Raw genomic sequence first — 19,610 nt, forward strand, 5'->3', positions numbered from 1 at the left:
AATGCGGGTTGCCGGGGTCTGAATCATGCCCAGCAGCTTTGCACGCAGCTCGTCCAGCGAAGGCAGGGTCGCAAGCGACTTGACGCCTTCCGCGTTGAGCGTGGTCGATCCCATGGAGCCGCCGAGAACAATGAGCTTGTCATTGGTCTTGGCGAAATCCGAGACGACCTTCGGAGCGACGACCGGGTCATTGCTGTAGGCAATGAGCGTCTGACCCTTTGAACAGGTCCGACATCCCTTCCGACTCCGTGCCCTGAAGAGCGATCTTGGCCAGGCGGTTCTTCGCGACTTTGACGGTGCCGCCAGCAGCGCGCATCTTGGAACGGAAGTCGTTCATCTGCGCGACTGTGACACCAGCATAGTGGGCCACGACAACCGAACCGGAAGCCTTGAAGACTTCGTTCAGCTCCGTGACGAATTCGCGTTTTTCCGCTCTTTCCACTGTGTCTCCAGTTGGCGGGACCGCAATCCTGCAGGCCCCACCGGGTTTGCCTTTGCCTCAAGGGATCCACTTTAAAAGATCCCAAGCGACGCTTGAGGATCCTGTCCCCTCGCACTGTCCCCTTTCGGGTTCCAGGCACAAGGCACACTAGGCTCGAACCGAACTGCGGGACGCCTCAGCGTCCTTTAATCTCGGGTCTTACCCGTCTCATGCAGGTTCAAGTGATTAAGGTCGAAACCACCTGCAATCTCGGACAGGAATTCCGGATTTCTCCGGAAAATCCCCGGCCCCGAAGGACCGGGAATTCATGCGATCCGGAGCCCGGAGGCTCCGGATGAACCTTTAAACCGTCACCGTCGACGGATCGATCTTGACGCCCGGACCCATGGTCGAGGAGATCGCTACGCGCTTGACGTAGTTGCCCTTGGCGCCGGCCGGCTTCGCCTTGATAACGGCATCGGCGAACGCCTTGATGTTCTCTTCCAGAGCCTTGGCCTCGAAGGAGGCCTTGCCGATGCCGGCGTGAACGATACCGGCCTTCTCGACGCGGAACTCGACGGCGCCGCCCTTGGAAGCCTTGACCGCACCGGTGACGTCCATGGTCACGGTGCCGACCTTCGGGTTCGGCATCATGCCGCGCGGGCCGAGAACCTTACCGAGGCGGCCGACGAGCGGCATCATGTCCGGGGTGGCGATGCAGCGATCGAAATCGATCTTGCCGCCCTGAACGATTTCGACCAGGTCTTCGGCGCCGACGATGTCCGCGCCGGCGGCCTTGGCTTCGTCAGCCTTGGCGCCACGGGCGAAAACGGCGACGCGAACGTCACGGCCGGTGCCGTTCGGCAGGTTGACGACGCCGCGGACCATCTGGTCCGCATGACGTGGATCGACGCCGAGGTTCATGGCAATTTCGACAGTCTCGTCGAACTTCGCGGTCGCACGGTCCTTGACCATCTTGATGGCGTCGTTGAGCGCGACGAGCTTGGTCGGATCGACGCCTTCGCGGATCTTCTGAATACGCTTTGCAAGCTTTGCCATGTTACGCCACCACTTCCAGGCCCATGGCGCGGGCGGAGCCCTCGATCATGGCCATTGCGCCTTCGATATCCGCGGCATTCAGGTCCTTCATCTTGGCTTCGGCGATCGACTTGATCTGAGCCTTGGTGAGGGTACCGGCCTTGGCGCCCTTGCCCGGGGTCTTCGAACCGGACTGGATCTTCGCTTCCTTCTTGAGGAAGCAGCTGACCGGCGGCTGCTTCATCGCGAAGGTGAAGGACTTGTCCTGGTAATAGGTGATGACGACCGGGATCGGCATGCCCTTTTCCATTTCCTGCGTGGCGGCGTTGAACGCCTTGCAGAATTCCATGATGTTGATGCCACGCTGACCAAGCGCCGGGCCGATCGGCGGGGACGGGTTTGCCGATCCTGCCTTGACCTGCAGCTTGAGCTGGCCTGCTACCTTCTTAGCCATTTCTCTCTGCCTTTCGTTATGGACCGGCTTCCCGGCCCGACATGCCGGACTTCTCCGGCGGCTGCGGTTGCGTGGTTCGGCCAAGGCGTCCGGCTAAAGGCGCCATGCCTCCCACGCGATTTGCGGCAAACGCCGCACGAGGCCGACCGCGCGAGCAGCCAGCCCCATTTCGAAATTCATCAGACCTTTTCGACCTGACCGTATTCGAGCTCGACCGGGGTCGCGCGGCCGAAGATCGAGACCTCCACCTTGAGGCGGGAACGCTCCTCGTCGACATCCTGCACGGTGCCGTTGAAAGAAGCGAAGGGGCCATCCGAGACGCGGACCTGCTCGCCGATCTCGAACGTGATCGAGGACTTCGGCCGCTCAACGCCCTCCTGGACCTGACCAAGGATGCGCTCGGCCTCGAAATCCGGGATCGGAACCGGCTTGTTGTCGGAACCGAGAAAGCCGGTGACCTTCGGCGTGTTCTTGATGAGGTGATAAGCCTCATCGGTCAGATTCGCCCGGACAAGCACATAGCCGGGGAAGAACTTGCGCTCGGAATCGACCTTGCGGCCGCGGCGCACCTCGACGACCTTTTCGGTCGGCACCAGGATCTTCTCGAACAGATGCTCAAGCCCCTTCTGGCGAGCCTTGTTCTCGATATCCTCGGCAACCTTCTTCTCAAAATTGGAATATGCGTGGACGATGTACCAGCGCGCCGCCATCTTCATTCTCCAAGAATCAAACGCTGACGTTCAGTACGAGACGTAACAACCAGCCGATCAACTGGTCCGCAGCGAAGAAAAACAGCGCAGCAAAAACAACCATCACCAGCACCATGGCCGTAGAGATCATCGTCTCGCGCCGAGACGGCCAATGAATTTTAGCCGCTTCAGAGCGCACCTGGCGCAGAAACGTAACGGGATTGGTTTTGGATGCCATCGACTGCCCACGCAATTACGGCGCGTAAAGCTGACCTCGCTCAGCCCCACGCACCGCGTGTCTGTTTTGAACCCTACATAAACACCCCTTCCCCTTTACACAAGAGGGAAAACAGTGTTCGATGAAATTTCGTCGCTTCGTTCGGCACGCCAGTTTCAGACAATTCCGCTGCGGTCAATCTCGCGCCAATCATCGGAAATGGCAGGGGCAGAGGGGCTCGAACCCCGACCTGCGGTTTTGGAGACCGCCGCTCTACCAACTGAGCTATACCCCTTCGACCCCGGCGGATCAGACAATCCATTTGGGACAATCCATTTGCCGCCAGCGAGCTAGGCGCTCCCTTTAAGGGGATGCGCCGCGCTTTGCAAGAGCGTTTTTGAATATCGCCGCCTTCTATCCCGGGTTTCTGTTGCGGGGGTCGGAAGCGTCCGCAAAGCGCCCGACCGAAAGCGCCGGCTCCGGGCCGCCGACGAAGATTTCCGTGCCCGACAGGATACCCGAGGACTGGGCGCTTCTTCCCGGCATCGGCGGGAGGCGCCGCCAGGAAAGGCGCGGCGGCCTTTCCACATAAGCGTCCGGCTGGTTGACCATTTCCCCGGCCACGCGAGCGACGATGGTCTCGATGGCGACCTTGCGGCCTTCTTCGTGGTAGAAATTGCCTTTCACCTGAATGGTGCCGGCCAGAGCCTTGACGAAATCGGCTAGCAATTCGGTGTCGATCGCCTCAGGATGGCGCCAAAAACTGTCCAGCCCATCTTGATGGGTCAGGCCCCGGACGTTGTAGATCGCCGAACCGAGAGCGATGGTCGGTATGCCGAGGCGCAGGCTCTGAAGGCCGGTGGTGGAATTGACGATGACGACGCCACGAGACCTCTTGAGGATCCTGCCGAGATCGCCCTTCTCGATGAAGACAACCCGGCCGGCGATGCGATGACGCGCCGCGAGTTGCGCCACCACTTTACGCCATCCCTCCAGATCGTTGTCGAGCGGATGCTGCTTGACGATCAGCCGGCTGCCTTCCGGCGCATGGCGCGCAAGGATTGCATCACCTGGTCGAGCATCTGCGAAAGGTGCCGGTAGGGCGAATTCGCACGGATCTGGTAGTCGCTCTGCAACTGCAGCGCCAGCAGGTAGTTGACCTTGCTCTCGTCCTCCAGGAAACCTTCCGGAAGGTCGTGCCGCGGACGGAACATGCGCGGCAGCCAGGAGAGATAGTCGAAAAGCGGATCGTAATATTTGTCCGAACGGTAAAACGGAAACATCGCCCGGCCGAAATAGGCGGCGAGGTTGTAGACGACCTCATTCGTCGCCTCCTGCCCGAAGGTATGGCCGTAATGAGCCTTCAGATCGGGAATGCCCACCTGTTTCGCAATCCGGCGGATGTGATCCGGATCGCTCGGAAAATGGGAGAACCGTCCCATGCCGTTCCGTTCCAGGGTGATCCAGTCCGGCCTCAAATAGCCGAATTCCACGGCATGACATCGAACACCGAGCTTGCGGGCCATGCGTGTCGCCAGCCGGTGATAAGGCAAGCGGTCCGCATAATAGAGGATATCGGTGACGCCTTCCCGGCGAACCAGGTCCGCCAGGTAGCGCGGCCAGCCCCGCAAGGTGCCGCGATAGTTGATCGCTCCGCGCCGGCGCCAATAGAGCTGGTCGCCGAACGAAAAGTTCACGCGTTTCGTTCCGATACCCTGCGCCTCGAACGCTTCGGCCAGCTCTCGCCAGAAAACGGAAGGAGGACCCTGCAGGAAGAGGACTTTGGTCATGCGAAAGCCAATGCTGCTTGTGACTCGGGTTACGCGCCGGACGACTGGACAAAAAGCGGTGTCAATTGCGTGATTTGCCGCTAAACATCGCGGGTATTTTCATCAAGGCAGCTCCTCCGTCAATGCCAAACCCGACGCCTTATATCATTCCCACAGGTTGCGCGCCATGAAATCACGCACGTTCCTGTTCCTTCAGGGGCCAGCTTCACCCTTCCTCAGGCTGCTGGCGGAAGCAATTGAAAAGAAAGGCGCTTCCGTTAAAAAAATCGGCGTCTGCCTCGGGGATCTGGTCTTCTGGTGGCCGAGGGAAAGCGACTTCTTCAGAGATCGCAACGATAAGTGGCCCGCGTATCTCGAATGCTACATCCGCGATCACAATATCACCGACATTGTCATGTTAGGTGATGGCCGACGCACCCATGCAGCCGCCGCGGACATCGGCATCCGCGGGGACTTCGCGTCCACATCCTGGAACACGGTTATCTGAGGCCTGACTGGCTGACGGTCGAACCCGACGGCATGTCCGCTCATTCCCGCTTCCCGCGGAAGCCGCGCGAGATCGAAGCGCTGGCCGCGGGCAAGCCGGCAGTCCCGTCCGGCGGCCTTTACCGGTCGAGCTTTCTCACCTATGCGCTTTACGACCTCGCCTTCCACATTCCGAACGTCGTTCTCGGCCGGCTCGTTCATCCGCACTACCGGACGCATGGCCCGGTCCATCCGCTGGTCGAGTACAGCGGCTGGATCTGGAAAGGCCTGACGGCGGGAAAGCGCCGGCGCGAGGCCGAGAAGGCGATCGCGGCCGCTCTGGCCCCCGACCCGGACGGCAATGCAGATTTCTTCCTGTTTCCCCTTCAACTTCCCGGAGACTATCAGATCCGCCGGCATGCGCCCGGAGGCGATCTCTTCAGGCTCGCCGACGCGGCCATCGCATCCTTCGCCCGGCATGTCCCGGCCGGAAGCCGGCTGCTCTTCAAGGTCCATCCGATCGACAACGGCCTGTCGCGCTGGCCGGATCGCATCGGCAAAACGGCGGGACGGCACGGCGTCGCCGGTCGGGTATTCGTCGCGGACGGCGGCGATACGGACGCGTTGATCCAAAAGTCCAGGGGCGTCGTGACGGTCAATTCGACGGTGGGGCTGACGGCGCTCGCCGCCGGAAAGCCGGTCATTGTCCTGGGATCGGCGATCTACGATGTGCCCGGGCTCACCTTCCAGGAAAGCCTCGCCGCCTTCTGGCAGAGGCCTTCGGCTCCGGACCCGGCTCTCTTCGATGCCTTCATGCGGGCGCTCGCGGCGACCACGCAGGTGCGCGGCGGCTTCATCGGCAGGGAAGCGATCAGCGCCGGTGTCGAACACGTTGCCGAACGGCTCATGGAGACGGAAGACAGGCTTCCCCTCGCCTTTCGAAAGCCGCGCGATCCCGTATCCTTCCGTTACGAGAAGGAACTCTTTTCCGGAATTGACCCAAGGTAAGGCGGCCGACCGGCCCTGCTGCGCCCCGAAAAGCAAAAAGGCCCCGCCGTTTCCGGCGAGGCCCTTCCTATTTCGATGTCGCCGTCGATTACTCGACGATGGAAGCGACGATGCCTGCGCCGACGGTGCGGCCGCCTTCACGGATGGCGAAGCGCAGCTTCTCTTCCATCGCGATCGGCACGATCAGCTCCACGTCGACCGTCACGTTGTCGCCCGGCATCACCATTTCCGTGCCTTCCGGCAGCGTCACGATGCCCGTCACGTCCGTCGTGCGGAAGTAGAACTGCGGACGGTAGTTCGTGAAGAACGGCGTATGACGGCCGCCCTCTTCCTTCGTCAGGATGTAGGCTTCGGCCTTGAACTTCTTGTGCGGCTTCACCGAACCCGGCTTGCACAGGATCTGGCCGCGCTCGACGCCGTTGCGGTCGACACCGCGCAGCAGCGCGCCGATGTTGTCGCCGGCCTGGCCCTGGTCCAGCAGCTTGCGGAACATCTCGACGCCCGTGCAGGTCGTCTTCGTCGTCGGACGGATGCCGACGATCTCGACTTCCTCACCGACCTTGATGATGCCGCGCTCGACGCGGCCCGTCACAACCGTGCCGCGGCCCGAGATCGAGAACACGTCTTCGATCGGCATCAGGAACGGCTGGTCGATCGGACGCTCCGGCGTCGGGATATAGGCATCAACCTGCGCCATCAGCTCGCGGATCGCGTCTTCGCCGATCTTCTTGTCCGAATCTTCCAGCGCCGCAAGCGCAGAACCCTTGACGATCGGAATGTCGTCGCCCGGGAAGTCGTAGGACGACAGAAGCTCGCGCACTTCAAGCTCGACAAGCTCCAGAAGCTCCGCGTCGTCGACCTGGTCGACCTTGTTCAGGAACACGACGATCGCCGGAACGCCGACCTGGCGGGCCAGCAGGATGTGCTCGCGCGTCTGCGGCATCGGGCCGTCGGCAGCCGACACGACCAGGATCGCGCCGTCCATCTGCGCCGCACCCGTGATCATGTTCTTCACATAGTCGGCGTGGCCGGGGCAGTCGACGTGAGCATAGTGACGGTTCGGCGTCTCGTATTCCACGTGCGCCGTCGAAATCGTGATCCCGCGCGCCTTCTCCTCAGGAGCCGCGTCGATCTGGTCATACGCCTTGAACTCGCCGAAATACTTCGTGATCGCTGCCGTCAACGACGTCTTCCCATGGTCAACGTGACCAATCGTGCCAATGTTGACGTGCGGCTTGTTCCGCTCAAACTTGCTCTTTGCCATTGAATGCTTCCTGTGAACATAAGAGGTGGACCCGGCGAGCGGGTTTGGTGTCGCCGTTTAAGGCTTTCCCAAAGAATGCGCAAGACATAATTACGACACGCGCCGGGACAAGGGGGAGCCTCGAAAACCGTACCGGACAGGGCGGAGAAGGTCACGTCGCCGGCGGCGACCGGCGGCCTCACCGGATGCCATACGCAAAGCACCGGCCGAGGCAACGCGTGAGATGCAGAATAGCCAAACGGATGAAGATTGGAGCGGGTAGCGGGAATCGAACCCGCGTATTCAGCTTGGAAGGCTGCTGCTCTACCATTGAGCTATACCCGCGGGGTGGTCCGATCCGGCGACAGAATGGTGGAGGGAGTTGGATTTGAACCAACGTAGGCTGAGCCAACGGATTTACAGTCCGTCCCCTTTAACCACTCGGGCATCCCTCCAGTTTTCCGTCTGGATCTGCTGACCAAGCTCGTCAGACCGAAGAACGTTTCCCCGTCCCGCGATCTGCGCCGCGTATATGACCGCACCGTTCCCGTCTGTCAACACGAGGCTTTTGGAAAAATGACGAAAAAATAAATTGCCCCGCGACCTGCGCCTCCCGGCCGCGGGAGGGCTTTGCCGAACGGCCCGGCACCGCTATAAGGCGCCATGAGCAAGGAAGACCGACAGGACAAATCCGGCCGCGACAGCCATTACGCCTCGCTGCGCCGTGCCGTGCGCGACGCCAAGCGCGAGCGCGGCGAAATTCCGACGCCGCCGCAGAAGCGGCCGAAATCCAACAAGGACTGGAAGCCGCCGCAGCTTCAGCCGGATCAGGTCTTTCTCTATGGCCTGCACACCGTACGCGCCGCGCTCGACAACCCCGAGCGCAAGCTGATCAAGCTGTCGGTGACACAGAACGCCTTTGCGCGGCTCGATGCCGGCGAGGCATCCGCCCTTTCTTTCCCGGTGGAATTCGTATCACCCCAGGATATCGACAGGGTGCTCGGCCCCGAGGCCATCCACCAGGGCGTCATGCTTGAGACCCGGCCACTTCCAGTGCGCCGGCTGGAGGCGCTGAAGGAAAGCCCGCTGCTCCTCGTCCTCGACCAGGTGACCGACCCGCACAATGTCGGGGCGATCATGCGTTCGGCCGTCGCCTTCGGCGCGGGAGCGATCATCACCACCCAGAGACACAGCCCGACGGAGTCCGGCGTGCTTGCCAAATCGGCCTCCGGCGCGCTCGAGCTCATACCTTATATACAGATCACCAATCTCGCCGATGCGCTCGGCGAGTTGCACCGGCTCGGCTTCCAGACGATCGGGCTCGATTCGGAGGGACCGGCGCCGCTGGAAGGCACGTTCGCCGGCGACCGGATCGCGCTGGTGCTCGGGTCCGAGGGCAAGGGCCTGCGGCAGAAGACCCGCGAAACCGTAACCGCGCTGGCAAGGCTCGACATGCCGGGCGCGATCAAATCGCTCAACGTCTCGAATGCGGCCGCCGTGGCGCTTTATGCCACTCGGCAGCATCTGGCGGAGCGAACTTGACATTTGATTCCCACCAGGTGTTCGACGCAAAGCATCACGACTGAAGTTGGGATAATCCTTCATCTCAACTGCCGGTCGAAATCCATCTTCGCGCAAGCTTTATATGAAATCTTCCTAATGTTCTTGCTGGGAGATGGGGATGGATCGCGGAACCTGGAGAAAGCCCGTCGTTCTGGAAATGTATGGACGGCCCGGTCTGGTGACCGTTTCCGATACGCTGGAGGCTGCTCTGATGCTTCTCGGCGCCTGGCCCGCAAAGCGGAGCGAGGCACACATGACGGCGGTGACGACCTGCCGCGATGTCCTGACCGGGAGAGCCATAGCGGGCCTGGCACGCGCCGACTTCATAGAGGCGGCTTTGGATGCGGGGTACCACGTTCAGCCGGAAACCTTCCTGGACGCCCAATGGAGCCTGTTTCCCAGCCTCAGCCATGATCTCCAGGAGCATTTCGAACCGGCCTATACCGGCGCGGCGCCACCTGTCCCACAAGCAGATGTCTTCGAGGAAAGGCGGATATCCGGTCCTGTCATTTCCTGGGATCTGCCGCCGTCCCATGCGCCTCGATCCGAGAGGGTCGGGATGCGGGAATTGCTCACGCGGCTGGTGGAAATCCTGGGCATGATCCTTCTGGAGACATGCAGGAATGCGGCCGATCTCCTGAACATCGACATCGATGCCTGGCGAAGGCCGAATCGCGGGGTCCGCTAGTTTTTAAGACTCCCAAGCGGCGCGCAAACATGTCATTGCAGGTCCTTCGCAAATCGATGTGACCGCCCACCATGAATTCCATGCTCGCCACGTTCGAAAAAGCCGCGCTTGTCGCGGGCAAGGCCATTCTGGATGTCCAAAAAGCCGGGCCGAATACCAGCTACAAAGCCGACCGTTCGCCGGTGACGGAGGCAGACGAGCAGGCCGAGGCGATCATTCTGGCCGAGCTCGCCCGGGCGTGTCCGGATATCCCGGTGGTCGCCGAGGAGGCGGTTGCGATCGGACGCATTCCCGCGATCGAAGGGCGCTCCTTCATCCTTGTCGATCCGCTCGACGGCACCAAGGAGTTCATCAGCGGATATCCCGACTTCACGGTCAACATCGCCCTGATCGAGGACGGCGTACCGGTGCTCGGCGTCGTTTACGCCCCTGCCCTACATGTCGCCTATCTCGGCGGCGGCGGGGAAGCGGTGAAGCTCGTCATCGATGAGGACATGGCGGTATCCAGCCGGGAAGCGATCTCGGCCAGACCGGTCGAGACGCCGCCGGTCGCGGTAGCCAGCCGCTCCCATAGCTCAGCCGAGACCGAAGCCTTTCTCAAGACATCGGGGGCGTCGGACATCCGCTGCATCGGCTCGTCCCTGAAATTCTGCCTGCTGGCGGAAGGGGCGGCCGACCTCTATCCCCGTTTCGGGCGGACGATGGAATGGGATACGGCGGCCGGCGACGCGGTGCTGCGTGCGGCGGGCGGCGCGACGCTCCAGCTTGACGGCGGACCACTCCGCTACGGCAAGACCGGGCGGACCGGCATGGTGGATTTCGTCAATCCCGATTTCATCGCCTGGGGACGGCGTGCGGACCCGGCCTGAGGTCACAGGCCAACGGATCGCAGCCGGTCATACCATGGTCACAGAGACCGCCGATTTTCGGGCCCACGACGCCAACTTCACCGAATCGCATAGATCTGAGGTTCTCCCACGCAAATGCCGCTCGAATTAATCGTAATCTCGGATGATGCGTTGCAATAAAAACTCGATACGAATAGGAAAAATTGCAGATGAGAGTAGACGTTCTGCTTAACCATGACGGGGATTGCTGATGCGTATTGTAATGGTTGGATCGGGTTACGTTGGCCTGGTTTCGGGAGCCTGCTTTGCGGATTTCGGACATGACGTGATCTGCGTGGACAAGGCGGTGGAAAAGATCGAGGCGCTGAAGAAGGGCGTCATCCCGATCTTCGAGCCGGGACTGGACGCGCTGGTCGAATCGAACGTCAAGGCCGGACGTCTTTCCTTCACCACCGATCTCGGCAGCGCGGTCGCGGACGCCGATGTCGTCTTCATCGCGGTCGGCACGCCGTCCCGCCGCGGCGACGGTCATGCCGACCTCGGCTACGTCTATGCCGCGTCCCGCGAGATCGCCGCGGCGATGAAGGGCTTCACCGTCGTGGTCACCAAATCCACCGTTCCGGTGGGCACCGGCGACGAAGTGGAGCGGATCATCCGGGAAACCAATCCGGATGCGGATTTCGCCGTGGTCTCCAATCCGGAATTCCTGCGGGAGGGTGCGGCGATCGAGGACTTCAAGCGGCCGGACCGCATCGTCGTCGGCCTTTCCGACGAACGCGCCCGCGGCGTCATGACCGAGGTCTACCGCCCGCTTTATCTCAACCAGTCGCCGCTTCTCTTCACCAGCCGCCGCACGTCGGAGCTCATCAAATATGCCGCGAACGGCTTCCTGGCGATGAAGATCACCTTCATCAACGAGATGGCCGATCTGTGCGAGCGCGTCGGCGCCGACGTGCAGGACGTTTCGCGCGGCATCGGCCTCGACGGCCGCATCGGCTCGAAATTCCTGCATGCCGGTCCCGGTTACGGCGGCTCGTGCTTTCCGAAGGACACGCTGGCACTTGCCAAGACCGCGCAGGACCATGACAGCCCGGTTCGCCTGATCGAGACGACCATCGCCATCAACGACAACCGCAAGCGCGCCATGGGCCGCAAGGTGATCGCCGCCGCCGGCGGGGACGTGCGCGGCAAGAAGGTCGCCGTCCTCGGCCTCACCTTCAAGCCGAACACGGACGACATGCGCGACAGCCCCGCGATCGCCGTCGTCCAGACGCTGAAGGATGCCGGGGCGATCGTTTCCGGCTACGATCCGGAAGGCATGGAAAACGCCAGGCAGCTCATGGAGATCGAATTTGCAAGCGGGCCTTACCAGGCGGCCGAGGGCGCCGATGTCGCCGTCCTCGTCACGGAATGGAACGAGCTCCGCGCACTCGATCTCGAACGCCTGAAGTCCGTCATGAAGGCGCCGGTCCTCGTCGATTTGCGCAACGTCTACCGCAGGCCCGAAGTGGAGGCCCACGGCTTCACCTATACGGGCGTAGGCAAGGCCGGATGACGAAAGCGGGGCGCGGGGCAAAGCTCTGCGCCTGCCCAACACCATGGGCCTGTCGATTTCGAAACCGCGGAAAAGCTGTCTGCTGCAGCGTGGAAGTGGTGCCCCCGGCAGGGTTCGAACCCGCGACCCCCTGATTACAAATCAGGAAACCGAACCTTGCGCGGCATTTCATAGCGATTCATCCACAGCGCTGAAAGGCCCTGAGAACAAGAGCTTATTGGCAAATCGCACCGCCATAAGATAGCGTGACCTTTCATCACCTGTCACGCAATTCTGTTACCCCGGTGTTACCCCGAATGCCAGCCCCTCTCACCGTCAAATCAGTCGAAGCCGCCAAAGCCGAAAGCTCCCGGAAGGAAATAGCCGATGGAGGGTTGCAGGGGCTTTACCTGATCGTCCAGCCATCAGGCTTGAAGAGCTGGGCCGTCCGATATCGCCATGCGGGGAAACCCCGGAAGATGACGATAGGAGGTTATCCTGCGATCGGCTTGGCTGACGCGAGGAAAGAAGCGCAGAAAGCTCTGCGCATGGTGACGGAGGGGAGAGACCCGGCAACCGAGAAGACGGAGCGGGAAAAAGAGCGGCCGGCGCATATGGACCTAATGCCCGCCGTCCTGGACGAGTTTGTTACCCGGTATGTCGAGGTGAAGAACCGCCAATCCTACATCGACGAGACGAAGAGGATCATTGAGGCCGACCTGAAGCCGCGATGGAAACAGAAGCTCATCAAAACTGTGACCAAGCGGGACATTCTCAATCTGCTGGACGAGATTGTTGACCGAGGCGCACCCACCATGGCGAACCGCGTGAGAGCGCTGCTGAGCAAGTTCTTCGCTTGGGCTGTTGAACGCGATATCGTCGCGGCCTCTCCAGTTGTTTCGATCAAGGCTCCATCGGAAGAGAAGAGCCGCGACCGCATTCTAACAGACGAGGAAATCCGCCTGATATGGCTTGCGGCTGAAAATCTTGGATATCCGTTCGGCCCCATGGTCAAGCTGCTGCTCCTGACCGGCCAGCGGCGCAGCGAGGTAGCCGGCGCGCAATGGGTAGAGATGGAAATCGAGGGGAATGATCAGCTATGGGTTATTCCGCCGGAGAGATCGAAGAACCGAAAGGAACATTTCGTCCCCCTCGCCTCTCTAGCGCTGGAGTTGGTCCATGCGTTGCCGCGCATCAAGCCATCTGAAGACGACAAGGCAAAGCCCATCTTCCTGTTCACGACGAGCGGCAAGACGCCTGTGTCAGGTTTCTCAAAAGCCAAAGCGCTGCTCGATAAGGAAATGCTGTCGATTGCCCAACGGGAGGCAACAAAGCGTGGTAATGACCCGGAGGGCGTCGAGGTGGACGCTTGGACATTCCACGACCTTCGACGTACCGCGGCCAGCGGCATGGCTCGCCTTAACGTTCCTGTCCATGTAGTGGAAGCCGTACTTAACCACCGATCGGGATCGATCAAAGGGGTCGCGGCGGTTTATAATCGGTACGACTATGCAGATGAAAAACGAGTTGCCCTGAGTGGATGGGCTGCACACGTTGCAAGTCTGGTCAACGCTAAAGAGGAAACCACATGCAGGATCTCGCCGGAGACATCCAAGGGAGACGAGAAGCGGTGCTAAATGAACCGCGCCAACTGCTAGTCTGAACAGATGAAGGACAAAGAACGCGAGCTACCTGCAGTGTTCAGCCCGGAGGAAGTCGCGGCCCACTTCGGTTGGTCGCCTCGACGGTTGCGGGCAAAGGCGCGGGAGATAGGCGCCTGCCGGGTCCTCGGCAATCGTATGGTCCTGACGGCGGAGGATGTGGACGCGATCCTGGAGGCAAGCCGATGGCGCTCCGGATCATCGATCGGGATGGTTACCGGCAAATCACGGGTGCGCTCGAAGGGCAGCGACACCCGAGAAGCATTGAACCTGCTAAGAAAAATTGAACGACGGTAACCCCACCCGCTGCCGCTTCATGTCGCCGGAGCAGGCCCCCTCCAAGTGAGATATTGCTTTCGAACCGGAGCTTTGGCAGCTTGTGTTCATGACCAGAAAGCCGATGATCTCCGCAGGCGAACTCAAGCGCATGGCCCAAGTGGCGAACTCTGAAGGCGTAACCGTCGAACTCGAACGCGATGGCACAATTATGCGCGTGATGCCATTCAGACCGCCAAAGATGATCGTCCCGAAGCTATCACGGGAAGAAGAAGCAGAGGCGGCTCTAGCGAGATGGAAAGCACGAAGAAAGCCCCTTCCCGACGATTTTGCTCTGTAGCTTGACCTAGGCGTGCACCTTTGACCGCCTGTCTTCGATGCGAGGGTATATGGAAAACAATAGTTCTCAGCCTAAGGTGTTCAGCCCGCAGATGCTGGCCCATCGCTGGCAGTGTTCGGAGCGGCATGTCCGCAACCTTATCCGCAATGGTCACCTTCCTGCCTTCAAGGTTGGAGGGAAGCTGTTAAGAGTACGCGCGGTTGATGTCATTGCCTTCGAGGATCAAGCGGAAGCTTGACTCCCGGGTGCATCCTGTCACCTTCACCTGATGAACCGACGTGAACTAGACGGCGGCTACCGTGGAGGAGATTCATGACTACGCCTCAAGGGAGCATCTTTGCGTTACGTCGCGCCGGTAGCGGTAAATGGTCCGTCTTTGACGTCGCGACCTGCAAGCTTGCGGTCATCGACGGAATAGCCACAACAGGGCTTACGATGATGGAAGCCGACAAGCTGGCCAGCACGCTGAACACCAAACCAACATGATACCTTCCCGGAACCATCGCTTCGACCTCCGCAAGGACGGATACGACACTGGGAGATATTCGACACTGAGACCGGGTGCACGGTATCAATCGGCGGGAAGCCGCGCGCGGGCCTCAAGCTCGACAAGGCCGACGCGGTGGTGGATTTGCTGAACTCGGGGGATCAGGAATCTGATGGGGAGGCGCTGCAGTGAAGACGAAGCCTCCCCGCGAACGTGCCGCCCGCGCGCTCTGCCGCTTCAACGGCGTTCCGGAGAATACCATGTTCGAAGGCCGGCCGATGTGGGAAAGCTATCTGCCGGAGGTGGATGTCATCCTTGAGGCCGCGCTATCGGCGGAAGAATGGGAGCGGGTAAAACAAGGCGGCGGCGAATAGTCAGCGTGGGGGCGCATCGCATTAATGGCATTGTCAGCATCGGACGAAGAAGCAGTTATGGAGCGGCTGACCGAAATCGATGCAGCTCCGAAAACTCTCGATAGCTTGCCAGAATGGGCTCTGGTCACGAGCCGCCCGTCAGGAAAATTGTACTGGACCGCCGCAGTCAGGCTGAACGGCATCCTAGGCGGCGGCGTTTCTATCCGGTTTGCGACGCCGGCAGATGTATGGGAACTTGATGTGTACGGGCATATCGAGGTGGCTATACCGGCGCTTGGCCCGCGACGGCTGAGGTTAAATCCTGCGGAGTGGAGACCTCGAAGCGACCATCGAAATCAAATGTGGGTTCCGGCCCCGCACTCTTTAGCGACGTACAAAGACCGGTGGCATCCTTTTGATTTGAATAAAGAAAGAGGCGTCACTATATTCTTGCAGGGATCTGCCGGCGCGGCTGTGCCGTTACCGGATGACATCGATTCCTTTTCAGACTATCTTCATTTCTGCGGGGCAATATGGAAATGCCCTGATGTTGAAAAGGTACCACCGCCGCCATGGTCGCGTCGATTGGTCTAAACGCCGATGATCTGCAATCGATTGCCGATGAGGTAGCGCGATCCCTTTCGTATGCCATGATTGAGGGGCGGTCGGCGTTCATCACCACGGCAGTGAATTATCCTAATGGTTCGTCGGTCGTAGTCAGGATCGATCACGATGGAGAATATTTCTTCGTGTCTGATGATGGCCAAGCCAATCTAAATGCCGAGTTGTTCGGCGGCCTTCATGTATTTGCCAGGATAGCGTCCGAGGTCGCAAAGCGGTTTTCCGTCGAGTATGATCAGCGCTCTTTCTTCATTCTCCAGGTTCGCCGTAATCAATTGCCGGCCGCTGTCGCCATAATCGCGAATGCCTCCTCATCGGCGGTTGACAGAACTATTCAGGCGATGGAACGACTAAAAATAAAAGCATCGAGAGAACTGTTCGTGAATCGGATCACCGAGGCGTTCGGCGACAGGGCTGTTTTTGACGCTGCGGTTCGCGGATCATCCAAGGAATGGGAAGTTGACGCTGCAGTTATCGCTGCTAACAGAGTTGAAGCGGTATTCGAATTTGTGACCCCCGCCCCGCCCTCGATAGCCTTCGCTCATATGAAGATTGGCGATATCTCTGCTATGTTCGACAGACCGAGAACGGTTATCGTTCTTTCTGATTATGACAGGACAGATGCCCCGATGCGACAAATCCTGTCGTCATCCGCCGATAGTGTTGTTGCCGCCAAGGCTTCATTGGAAGACTACCGGAAAGCCGCTTAATCGAAATCTTACTAAAACCTGAGCCGGCTCCGGCGGGTTTCTTTTTGCCAAACATTTGCAAAGTCTCTGCCAAACTTCCAATCACTCACAAGCCCGCAGTCGCGGCATTGTTCCGCCAGACATTTGGAACGATCCTTTTCCCTGAGCCTTTCCCCCCCAAAAGGGAGGAAACAATGGCTCAAGAATGGCCGATGTGGATCATGCAGGCGAGCGCGCTTTTTCTATTGGCTGGATGCCTGTTCATCAGAGCGTGAGACCCGCCGAACGGAACATCTGTCGGATCGGCGGGTTCGGGTAACCAGGACGCGCGCGCTTAGTCTTGGGAAGCTTTCGCAGCGCTCCAGAGGCCCCGCTGAGTGTCCTGCTCCGGCGGGGCTTTGCAATCGCCCGCCCATGCCTAGATAACTGATCGGCACGCTCTATCCTCTACTGGATGAGCGACATCCCTCCCCCACCTCCCCCTGACGAAGAGAACCGCCACCTGCTCTGCCAGATGGCAGTGGAGATACCGTTGCAGGATCTGATCGAAGAAGCAGTGCAGGTCGGCTGGGACGAAACGGAAGTCCTGGCGGCAATCATCGAGGTCGCGGACAACCTCATGCTGGTGAACGTCAATAATGCGGAACTCGACGCGCTGCTGAAGGCGATGAAGCGGAAGCTGGAATAGCATCGTGAGAACATTTCCGCGAATTGATGGTTAGGAGCTTATTCCTTGAACAATAGGAGGAGACACTAGCCATGGACTGGAATCAAGTTGAAGGTAACTGGAAGCAGATGAAGGGCAAGGTCAAGGAACAGTGGGGTAAACTCACCGATGACGACCTTGACCAGATCGCCGGCAAGCGCGATCAGCTTGAGGGCAAGATCCAGGAACGATACGGCTATGAGAAGGATCGCACCCGCAAGGATGTTGACGACTGGTATGGTCGTCAGAACTTCCATTGACGTATCAGCCCCGCTCCGGCGGGGCTTTTCTTACCCCGCCTATGAACGGCTCACTCCCCGTTGATTGGAACTGCCGGGAGCTCGGGGCATCTCTCTGACGAACTTCCCGTTACCCTCAAGCGTTTCCTTCCGTCCTGCTCCAATCACTATCCCAATAATTCACTGACCTCGGGAAATATCATTTGATATTGCCGTTCCGCAAAAATCTCGTAAGACGCTGATGTTGAGTACTTTTCGGGGGTCGAGATACCATGTTTACGCGTCATCTCACGTCTACGGCCGTCTTTGAACCGGAGGAATTGGCGCTGCTGCAACTCGTTTTCGATGCAGCATGTCGTCAACGGGGCTTAGAAAAGAACACTGCCGCAGCAGTCTCTGTCGCATCCCACATCTTCGACCTTATCCAGATGGGCGTCCGTGACGAACATCAATTGATGTCGATGCTGGGATGTACACCTAACGGGAAAGACGGAGCCTTTACCGATGGTAACGCCGTTCATTCAACCGCCTGCGACAGCCGCTGACGCTCGATCCGGTCAATTCGCTCTCCCAGATAAAGCAGGATGCGGTCGAGCTCCGCGCGGGGCACCTGGGCATCGCGAAGCTCTTTCACACCGGCATCGGTTCTCGCCCGATCCTCCGCCGCGCGCGCGGTGCGCCATTCCATCTCGTCGCGGGTGACTACCCTGCTCCCCAACGCTGATACGCTCGCCTTTAGATCGCTGGTGGCTTCCCGGATCGGCAGATATGCAAGGCCGCCGAGCATGGCGGCAAAGGTCAGGGCCACGCCGAGCGCCTGCCATTGCGGCTTGTTCCTCTCGGCAAGGTTCGTGGACAGGGCCGCGATCGACGCCCTCGTCTCATTCGCCAATGAGGTGACCGCAGCTTCCATCGCCTTGAAGCCTGCCCGCATCTCCGATTCCATGTCGGTCTGCCGGCGGCCAAGGTTGGTGACCCGCTCCCCGAGCTGTGCCGTGACGGCATCTGTATAAACGCGGTGGTCGTTTCCGTTTGCCATGTCGTCATTCCCTGCCATCAGTCCCCATGCCCTTTCAGCATTCGAGAAATTCAAAAAGCGTGGACGGCAATCATTGCGGGCTGCCGGACCCGTTGACGTCTTCTCCCTTGCCCATAAATTGAAGCCGCTTGTTGCACGTGGTGAGATACATGTTTGTAAGCGCAGCGGCCGGAACGTGGAGCTCCGGCCGCTTTCTCCAGGCGGCAACGATTCATCCCCATATCTGCAACGCGACAGTGGTTGGGATGACGACATCGATGGAAAGCACCTGTAGGCCTGGATTTGAAGGCCATTGCCTCGCGCCGGCAAGTGCATCGATGCGGTTGAAGTGACTACCTAATTATCACATACAAAAAGATGTATAAGAACCAATTGAAATTGCTAGTTACATTAGCCTTTGTAGATGATTCGTTCGGCGCTCGTTCTTTTCGGTTCCCAGTTTATTAGATCATTCTAAAAAATTAAGCATTGGTGGCAGAATCGTCAAACGCATTGCCCGGCTCGGAGAAAAGCCACCGCTCGCATCAAGTGGCGGGAACCAGATGCTCCATTCAGAGTTCGAGACGAGCCGCGAGAGCAATGTTCTCTCCAGAACATGTGCCCATCCTAAATCCGCAGCTCTCGCGGCACCTCAGCTACTGCTTTCGGACAAGTTGAACCCAGCCGACGGCAGCGTAGAATTCGCCCCTCTCCTTTGTTTCCGACCCTATTGGAGAGGTTCAAACGCTTTGGGTGATCCGGAGACGACTGGCGGATCACCCAAAGTCCCCTCCGGATTGATACTTTATTTTCTCTGTTGACTGGGAGTTGTGATCAAACGACTAACGAGCTTTTCTGCCGCCAGCCATCGAAGCCGCAGGTATCGGAGTTCTGGCGGCCGGGGCTAGTGTGAGCCCGGCCGCTCTGTTTTCGGGATGAGGTCGGATGTTCCTGTCTCATGGACCAAATGAAATATCGACCGAGGCGCAAATATATGGCAGTATAGTTCGGAAATTATAATAGCGCGACATTGTCGTCCGTCTCTACTTCGTTAGCACTCGCGAGACGTTATCAACGAGATCGATATGAAGAACTTGGATGTGGAGAAGCGCTTCGAAGATGACGTGGCGAGGTTGGCAACGACTATCAGCCAGTATGAGGATGCCATGAAATGGGCACCTCACATTCATCGTCTGCAAGGCTTCGTCGCCGGGATGATTGTGGCCACGCTACTTTGGTATTTTCTACCCTGAAACATGAAT

The 19,610-nt window shown here is 59.5% G+C and carries 26 protein-coding genes, 3 tRNA genes and 1 pseudogene; 18 read left to right on the forward strand and 12 right to left on the reverse strand.

Going from position 1 to position 19,610, the window contains the following annotated elements; translation table 11 throughout:
* The 8 genes and pseudogenes from rplJ to QTA58_RS00040 all read right to left on the reverse strand — a co-directional run.
* Nucleotides 1-442: pseudogene (gene rplJ / locus QTA58_RS00005) on the reverse strand (50S ribosomal protein L10); the annotation flags it as partial.
* Between the two features lie 342 nt (nucleotides 443-784).
* Entirely contained in the window at nucleotides 785-1,480 is a 696-nt protein-coding gene (gene rplA / locus QTA58_RS00010; protein ID WP_085423128.1) for a 50S ribosomal protein L1, read from the reverse strand.
* 1 nt (nucleotide 1,481) lies between these two features.
* Nucleotides 1,482-1,913, reverse strand: a complete 432-nt coding sequence (rplK, locus tag QTA58_RS00015; protein ID WP_289671215.1) for a 50S ribosomal protein L11 — start codon at nucleotides 1,911-1,913, stop codon at nucleotides 1,482-1,484.
* A 179-nt stretch (nucleotides 1,914-2,092) separates the two neighbouring features.
* On the reverse strand, nucleotides 2,093-2,623 hold the full coding sequence (nusG, locus tag QTA58_RS00020; RefSeq protein ID WP_085423126.1) for a transcription termination/antitermination protein NusG: 531 nt from the start codon (nucleotides 2,621-2,623) through the stop codon (nucleotides 2,093-2,095).
* A 16-nt stretch (nucleotides 2,624-2,639) separates the two neighbouring features.
* Nucleotides 2,640-2,840, reverse strand: a complete 201-nt coding sequence (gene secE / locus QTA58_RS00025; protein ID WP_289671187.1) for a preprotein translocase subunit SecE — start codon at nucleotides 2,838-2,840, stop codon at nucleotides 2,640-2,642.
* A 199-nt stretch (nucleotides 2,841-3,039) separates the two neighbouring features.
* A tRNA-Trp gene (locus QTA58_RS00030) sits at nucleotides 3,040-3,114 on the reverse strand.
* 119 nt (nucleotides 3,115-3,233) lie between these two features.
* Nucleotides 3,234-3,881, reverse strand: coding sequence for a hypothetical protein (locus tag QTA58_RS00035; RefSeq protein ID WP_341850284.1), 648 nt, complete (start codon nucleotides 3,879-3,881; stop codon nucleotides 3,234-3,236).
* Entirely contained in the window at nucleotides 3,845-4,609 is a 765-nt protein-coding gene (locus tag QTA58_RS00040; RefSeq protein ID WP_289671216.1) for a hypothetical protein, read from the reverse strand. Before QTA58_RS00040 ends, QTA58_RS00035 begins: the two co-directional genes overlap by 37 nt.
* 166 nt (nucleotides 4,610-4,775) lie before the next feature.
* Between QTA58_RS00040 and QTA58_RS00045 the strand changes: the two genes are divergently transcribed.
* Together QTA58_RS00045 and QTA58_RS00050 are read left to right on the forward strand one after the other, a co-directional pair.
* The gene (locus QTA58_RS00045) at nucleotides 4,776-5,096 is read left to right on the forward strand and encodes a hypothetical protein (RefSeq protein ID WP_289671217.1); all 321 of its coding nucleotides are present in this window, start codon (nucleotides 4,776-4,778) and stop codon (nucleotides 5,094-5,096) included.
* Nucleotides 5,097-5,107: 11 nt separating this feature from the next.
* A complete protein-coding gene (locus tag QTA58_RS00050; protein WP_289673298.1) occupies nucleotides 5,108-6,082 on the forward strand; it encodes a capsular biosynthesis protein in 975 nt (324 codons plus the stop codon).
* Between the two features lie 88 nt (nucleotides 6,083-6,170).
* Here QTA58_RS00050 and tuf read toward each other — a convergent pair whose 3' ends face one another.
* The 3 genes from tuf to QTA58_RS00065 all read right to left on the reverse strand — a co-directional run bounded on the left by tuf (nucleotide 6,171) and on the right by QTA58_RS00065 (nucleotide 7,780).
* A complete protein-coding gene (tuf, locus tag QTA58_RS00055; protein WP_085423122.1) occupies nucleotides 6,171-7,346 on the reverse strand; it encodes an elongation factor Tu in 1,176 nt (391 codons plus the stop codon).
* Between the two features lie 250 nt (nucleotides 7,347-7,596).
* Nucleotides 7,597-7,670 (reverse strand) — tRNA-Gly (locus tag QTA58_RS00060).
* Between the two features lie 25 nt (nucleotides 7,671-7,695).
* A tRNA-Tyr gene (locus tag QTA58_RS00065) sits at nucleotides 7,696-7,780 on the reverse strand.
* A 208-nt stretch (nucleotides 7,781-7,988) separates the two neighbouring features.
* Between QTA58_RS00065 and QTA58_RS00070 the strand changes: the two genes are divergently transcribed.
* The 15 genes from QTA58_RS00070 (at nucleotide 7,989) to QTA58_RS00140 (ending at nucleotide 17,875) form a co-directional block, all read left to right on the forward strand.
* Nucleotides 7,989-8,867, forward strand: a complete 879-nt coding sequence (locus QTA58_RS00070; RefSeq protein WP_289671190.1) for an RNA methyltransferase — start codon at nucleotides 7,989-7,991, stop codon at nucleotides 8,865-8,867.
* A 139-nt stretch (nucleotides 8,868-9,006) separates the two neighbouring features.
* Nucleotides 9,007-9,576, forward strand: coding sequence for a DUF982 domain-containing protein (locus tag QTA58_RS00075; RefSeq protein WP_289671191.1), 570 nt, complete (start codon nucleotides 9,007-9,009; stop codon nucleotides 9,574-9,576).
* Between the two features lie 80 nt (nucleotides 9,577-9,656).
* A complete protein-coding gene (cysQ, locus tag QTA58_RS00080) occupies nucleotides 9,657-10,445 on the forward strand; it encodes a 3'(2'),5'-bisphosphate nucleotidase CysQ (RefSeq protein WP_289673300.1) in 789 nt (262 codons plus the stop codon).
* A gap of 229 nt (nucleotides 10,446-10,674) precedes the next feature.
* Entirely contained in the window at nucleotides 10,675-11,979 is a 1,305-nt protein-coding gene (locus QTA58_RS00085; protein ID WP_289671193.1) for a UDP-glucose/GDP-mannose dehydrogenase family protein, read from the forward strand.
* Between the two features lie 296 nt (nucleotides 11,980-12,275).
* Nucleotides 12,276-13,595, forward strand: a complete 1,320-nt coding sequence (locus QTA58_RS00090; protein ID WP_289671194.1) for a site-specific integrase — start codon at nucleotides 12,276-12,278, stop codon at nucleotides 13,593-13,595.
* Between the two features lie 30 nt (nucleotides 13,596-13,625).
* The gene (locus QTA58_RS00095; protein ID WP_289671195.1) at nucleotides 13,626-13,916 is read left to right on the forward strand and encodes a hypothetical protein; all 291 of its coding nucleotides are present in this window, start codon (nucleotides 13,626-13,628) and stop codon (nucleotides 13,914-13,916) included.
* 88 nt (nucleotides 13,917-14,004) lie between these two features.
* Nucleotides 14,005-14,235, forward strand: a complete 231-nt coding sequence (locus QTA58_RS00100; RefSeq protein ID WP_289671196.1) for a hypothetical protein — start codon at nucleotides 14,005-14,007, stop codon at nucleotides 14,233-14,235.
* Between the two features lie 49 nt (nucleotides 14,236-14,284).
* On the forward strand, nucleotides 14,285-14,473 hold the full coding sequence (locus QTA58_RS00105) for a helix-turn-helix domain-containing protein (RefSeq protein WP_289671197.1): 189 nt from the start codon (nucleotides 14,285-14,287) through the stop codon (nucleotides 14,471-14,473).
* 74 nt (nucleotides 14,474-14,547) lie between these two features.
* The gene (locus tag QTA58_RS00110; RefSeq protein WP_289671198.1) at nucleotides 14,548-14,721 is read left to right on the forward strand and encodes a hypothetical protein; all 174 of its coding nucleotides are present in this window, start codon (nucleotides 14,548-14,550) and stop codon (nucleotides 14,719-14,721) included.
* A gap of 189 nt (nucleotides 14,722-14,910) precedes the next feature.
* Nucleotides 14,911-15,096 carry a hypothetical protein gene (locus QTA58_RS00115; protein WP_289671200.1) on the forward strand — a complete coding sequence of 62 codons (186 nt, stop codon included), beginning with the start codon at nucleotides 14,911-14,913 and terminating at the stop codon, nucleotides 15,094-15,096.
* A gap of 57 nt (nucleotides 15,097-15,153) precedes the next feature.
* Nucleotides 15,154-15,669: a hypothetical protein gene (locus QTA58_RS00120; protein WP_289671201.1), complete on the forward strand. Its 516-nt coding sequence runs from the start codon at nucleotides 15,154-15,156 to the stop codon at nucleotides 15,667-15,669.
* On the forward strand, nucleotides 15,648-16,406 hold the full coding sequence (locus tag QTA58_RS00125; RefSeq protein ID WP_289671202.1) for a hypothetical protein: 759 nt from the start codon (nucleotides 15,648-15,650) through the stop codon (nucleotides 16,404-16,406). Before QTA58_RS00120 ends, QTA58_RS00125 begins: the two co-directional genes overlap by 22 nt.
* Nucleotides 16,407-16,917: 511 nt before the next feature.
* Nucleotides 16,918-17,073: a hypothetical protein gene (locus QTA58_RS00130; protein ID WP_289671203.1), complete on the forward strand. Its 156-nt coding sequence runs from the start codon at nucleotides 16,918-16,920 to the stop codon at nucleotides 17,071-17,073.
* 71 nt (nucleotides 17,074-17,144) lie between these two features.
* Entirely contained in the window at nucleotides 17,145-17,351 is a 207-nt protein-coding gene (locus tag QTA58_RS00135) for a CsbD family protein (RefSeq protein ID WP_289671204.1), read from the forward strand.
* Between the two features lie 251 nt (nucleotides 17,352-17,602).
* Nucleotides 17,603-17,875, forward strand: a complete 273-nt coding sequence (locus tag QTA58_RS00140) for a hypothetical protein (RefSeq protein ID WP_289671205.1) — start codon at nucleotides 17,603-17,605, stop codon at nucleotides 17,873-17,875.
* Here the strand turns inward: QTA58_RS00140 and QTA58_RS00145 are convergent.
* Nucleotides 17,848-18,369, reverse strand: a complete 522-nt coding sequence (locus QTA58_RS00145; protein ID WP_289671206.1) for a hypothetical protein — start codon at nucleotides 18,367-18,369, stop codon at nucleotides 17,848-17,850. The two genes, QTA58_RS00140 and QTA58_RS00145, sit on opposite strands and share 28 nt — an antisense overlap.
* A 1,064-nt stretch (nucleotides 18,370-19,433) precedes the next feature.
* Between QTA58_RS00145 and QTA58_RS00150 the strand changes: the two genes are divergently transcribed.
* Nucleotides 19,434-19,601, forward strand: a complete 168-nt coding sequence (locus tag QTA58_RS00150; protein WP_289671208.1) for a hypothetical protein — start codon at nucleotides 19,434-19,436, stop codon at nucleotides 19,599-19,601.
* Nucleotides 19,602-19,610: the final 9 nt, after the last annotated feature.

Source organism: Neorhizobium sp. CSC1952 (genome assembly GCF_030378245.1).
GTDB lineage: Bacteria > Pseudomonadota > Alphaproteobacteria > Rhizobiales > Rhizobiaceae > Neorhizobium > Neorhizobium oryzae_A.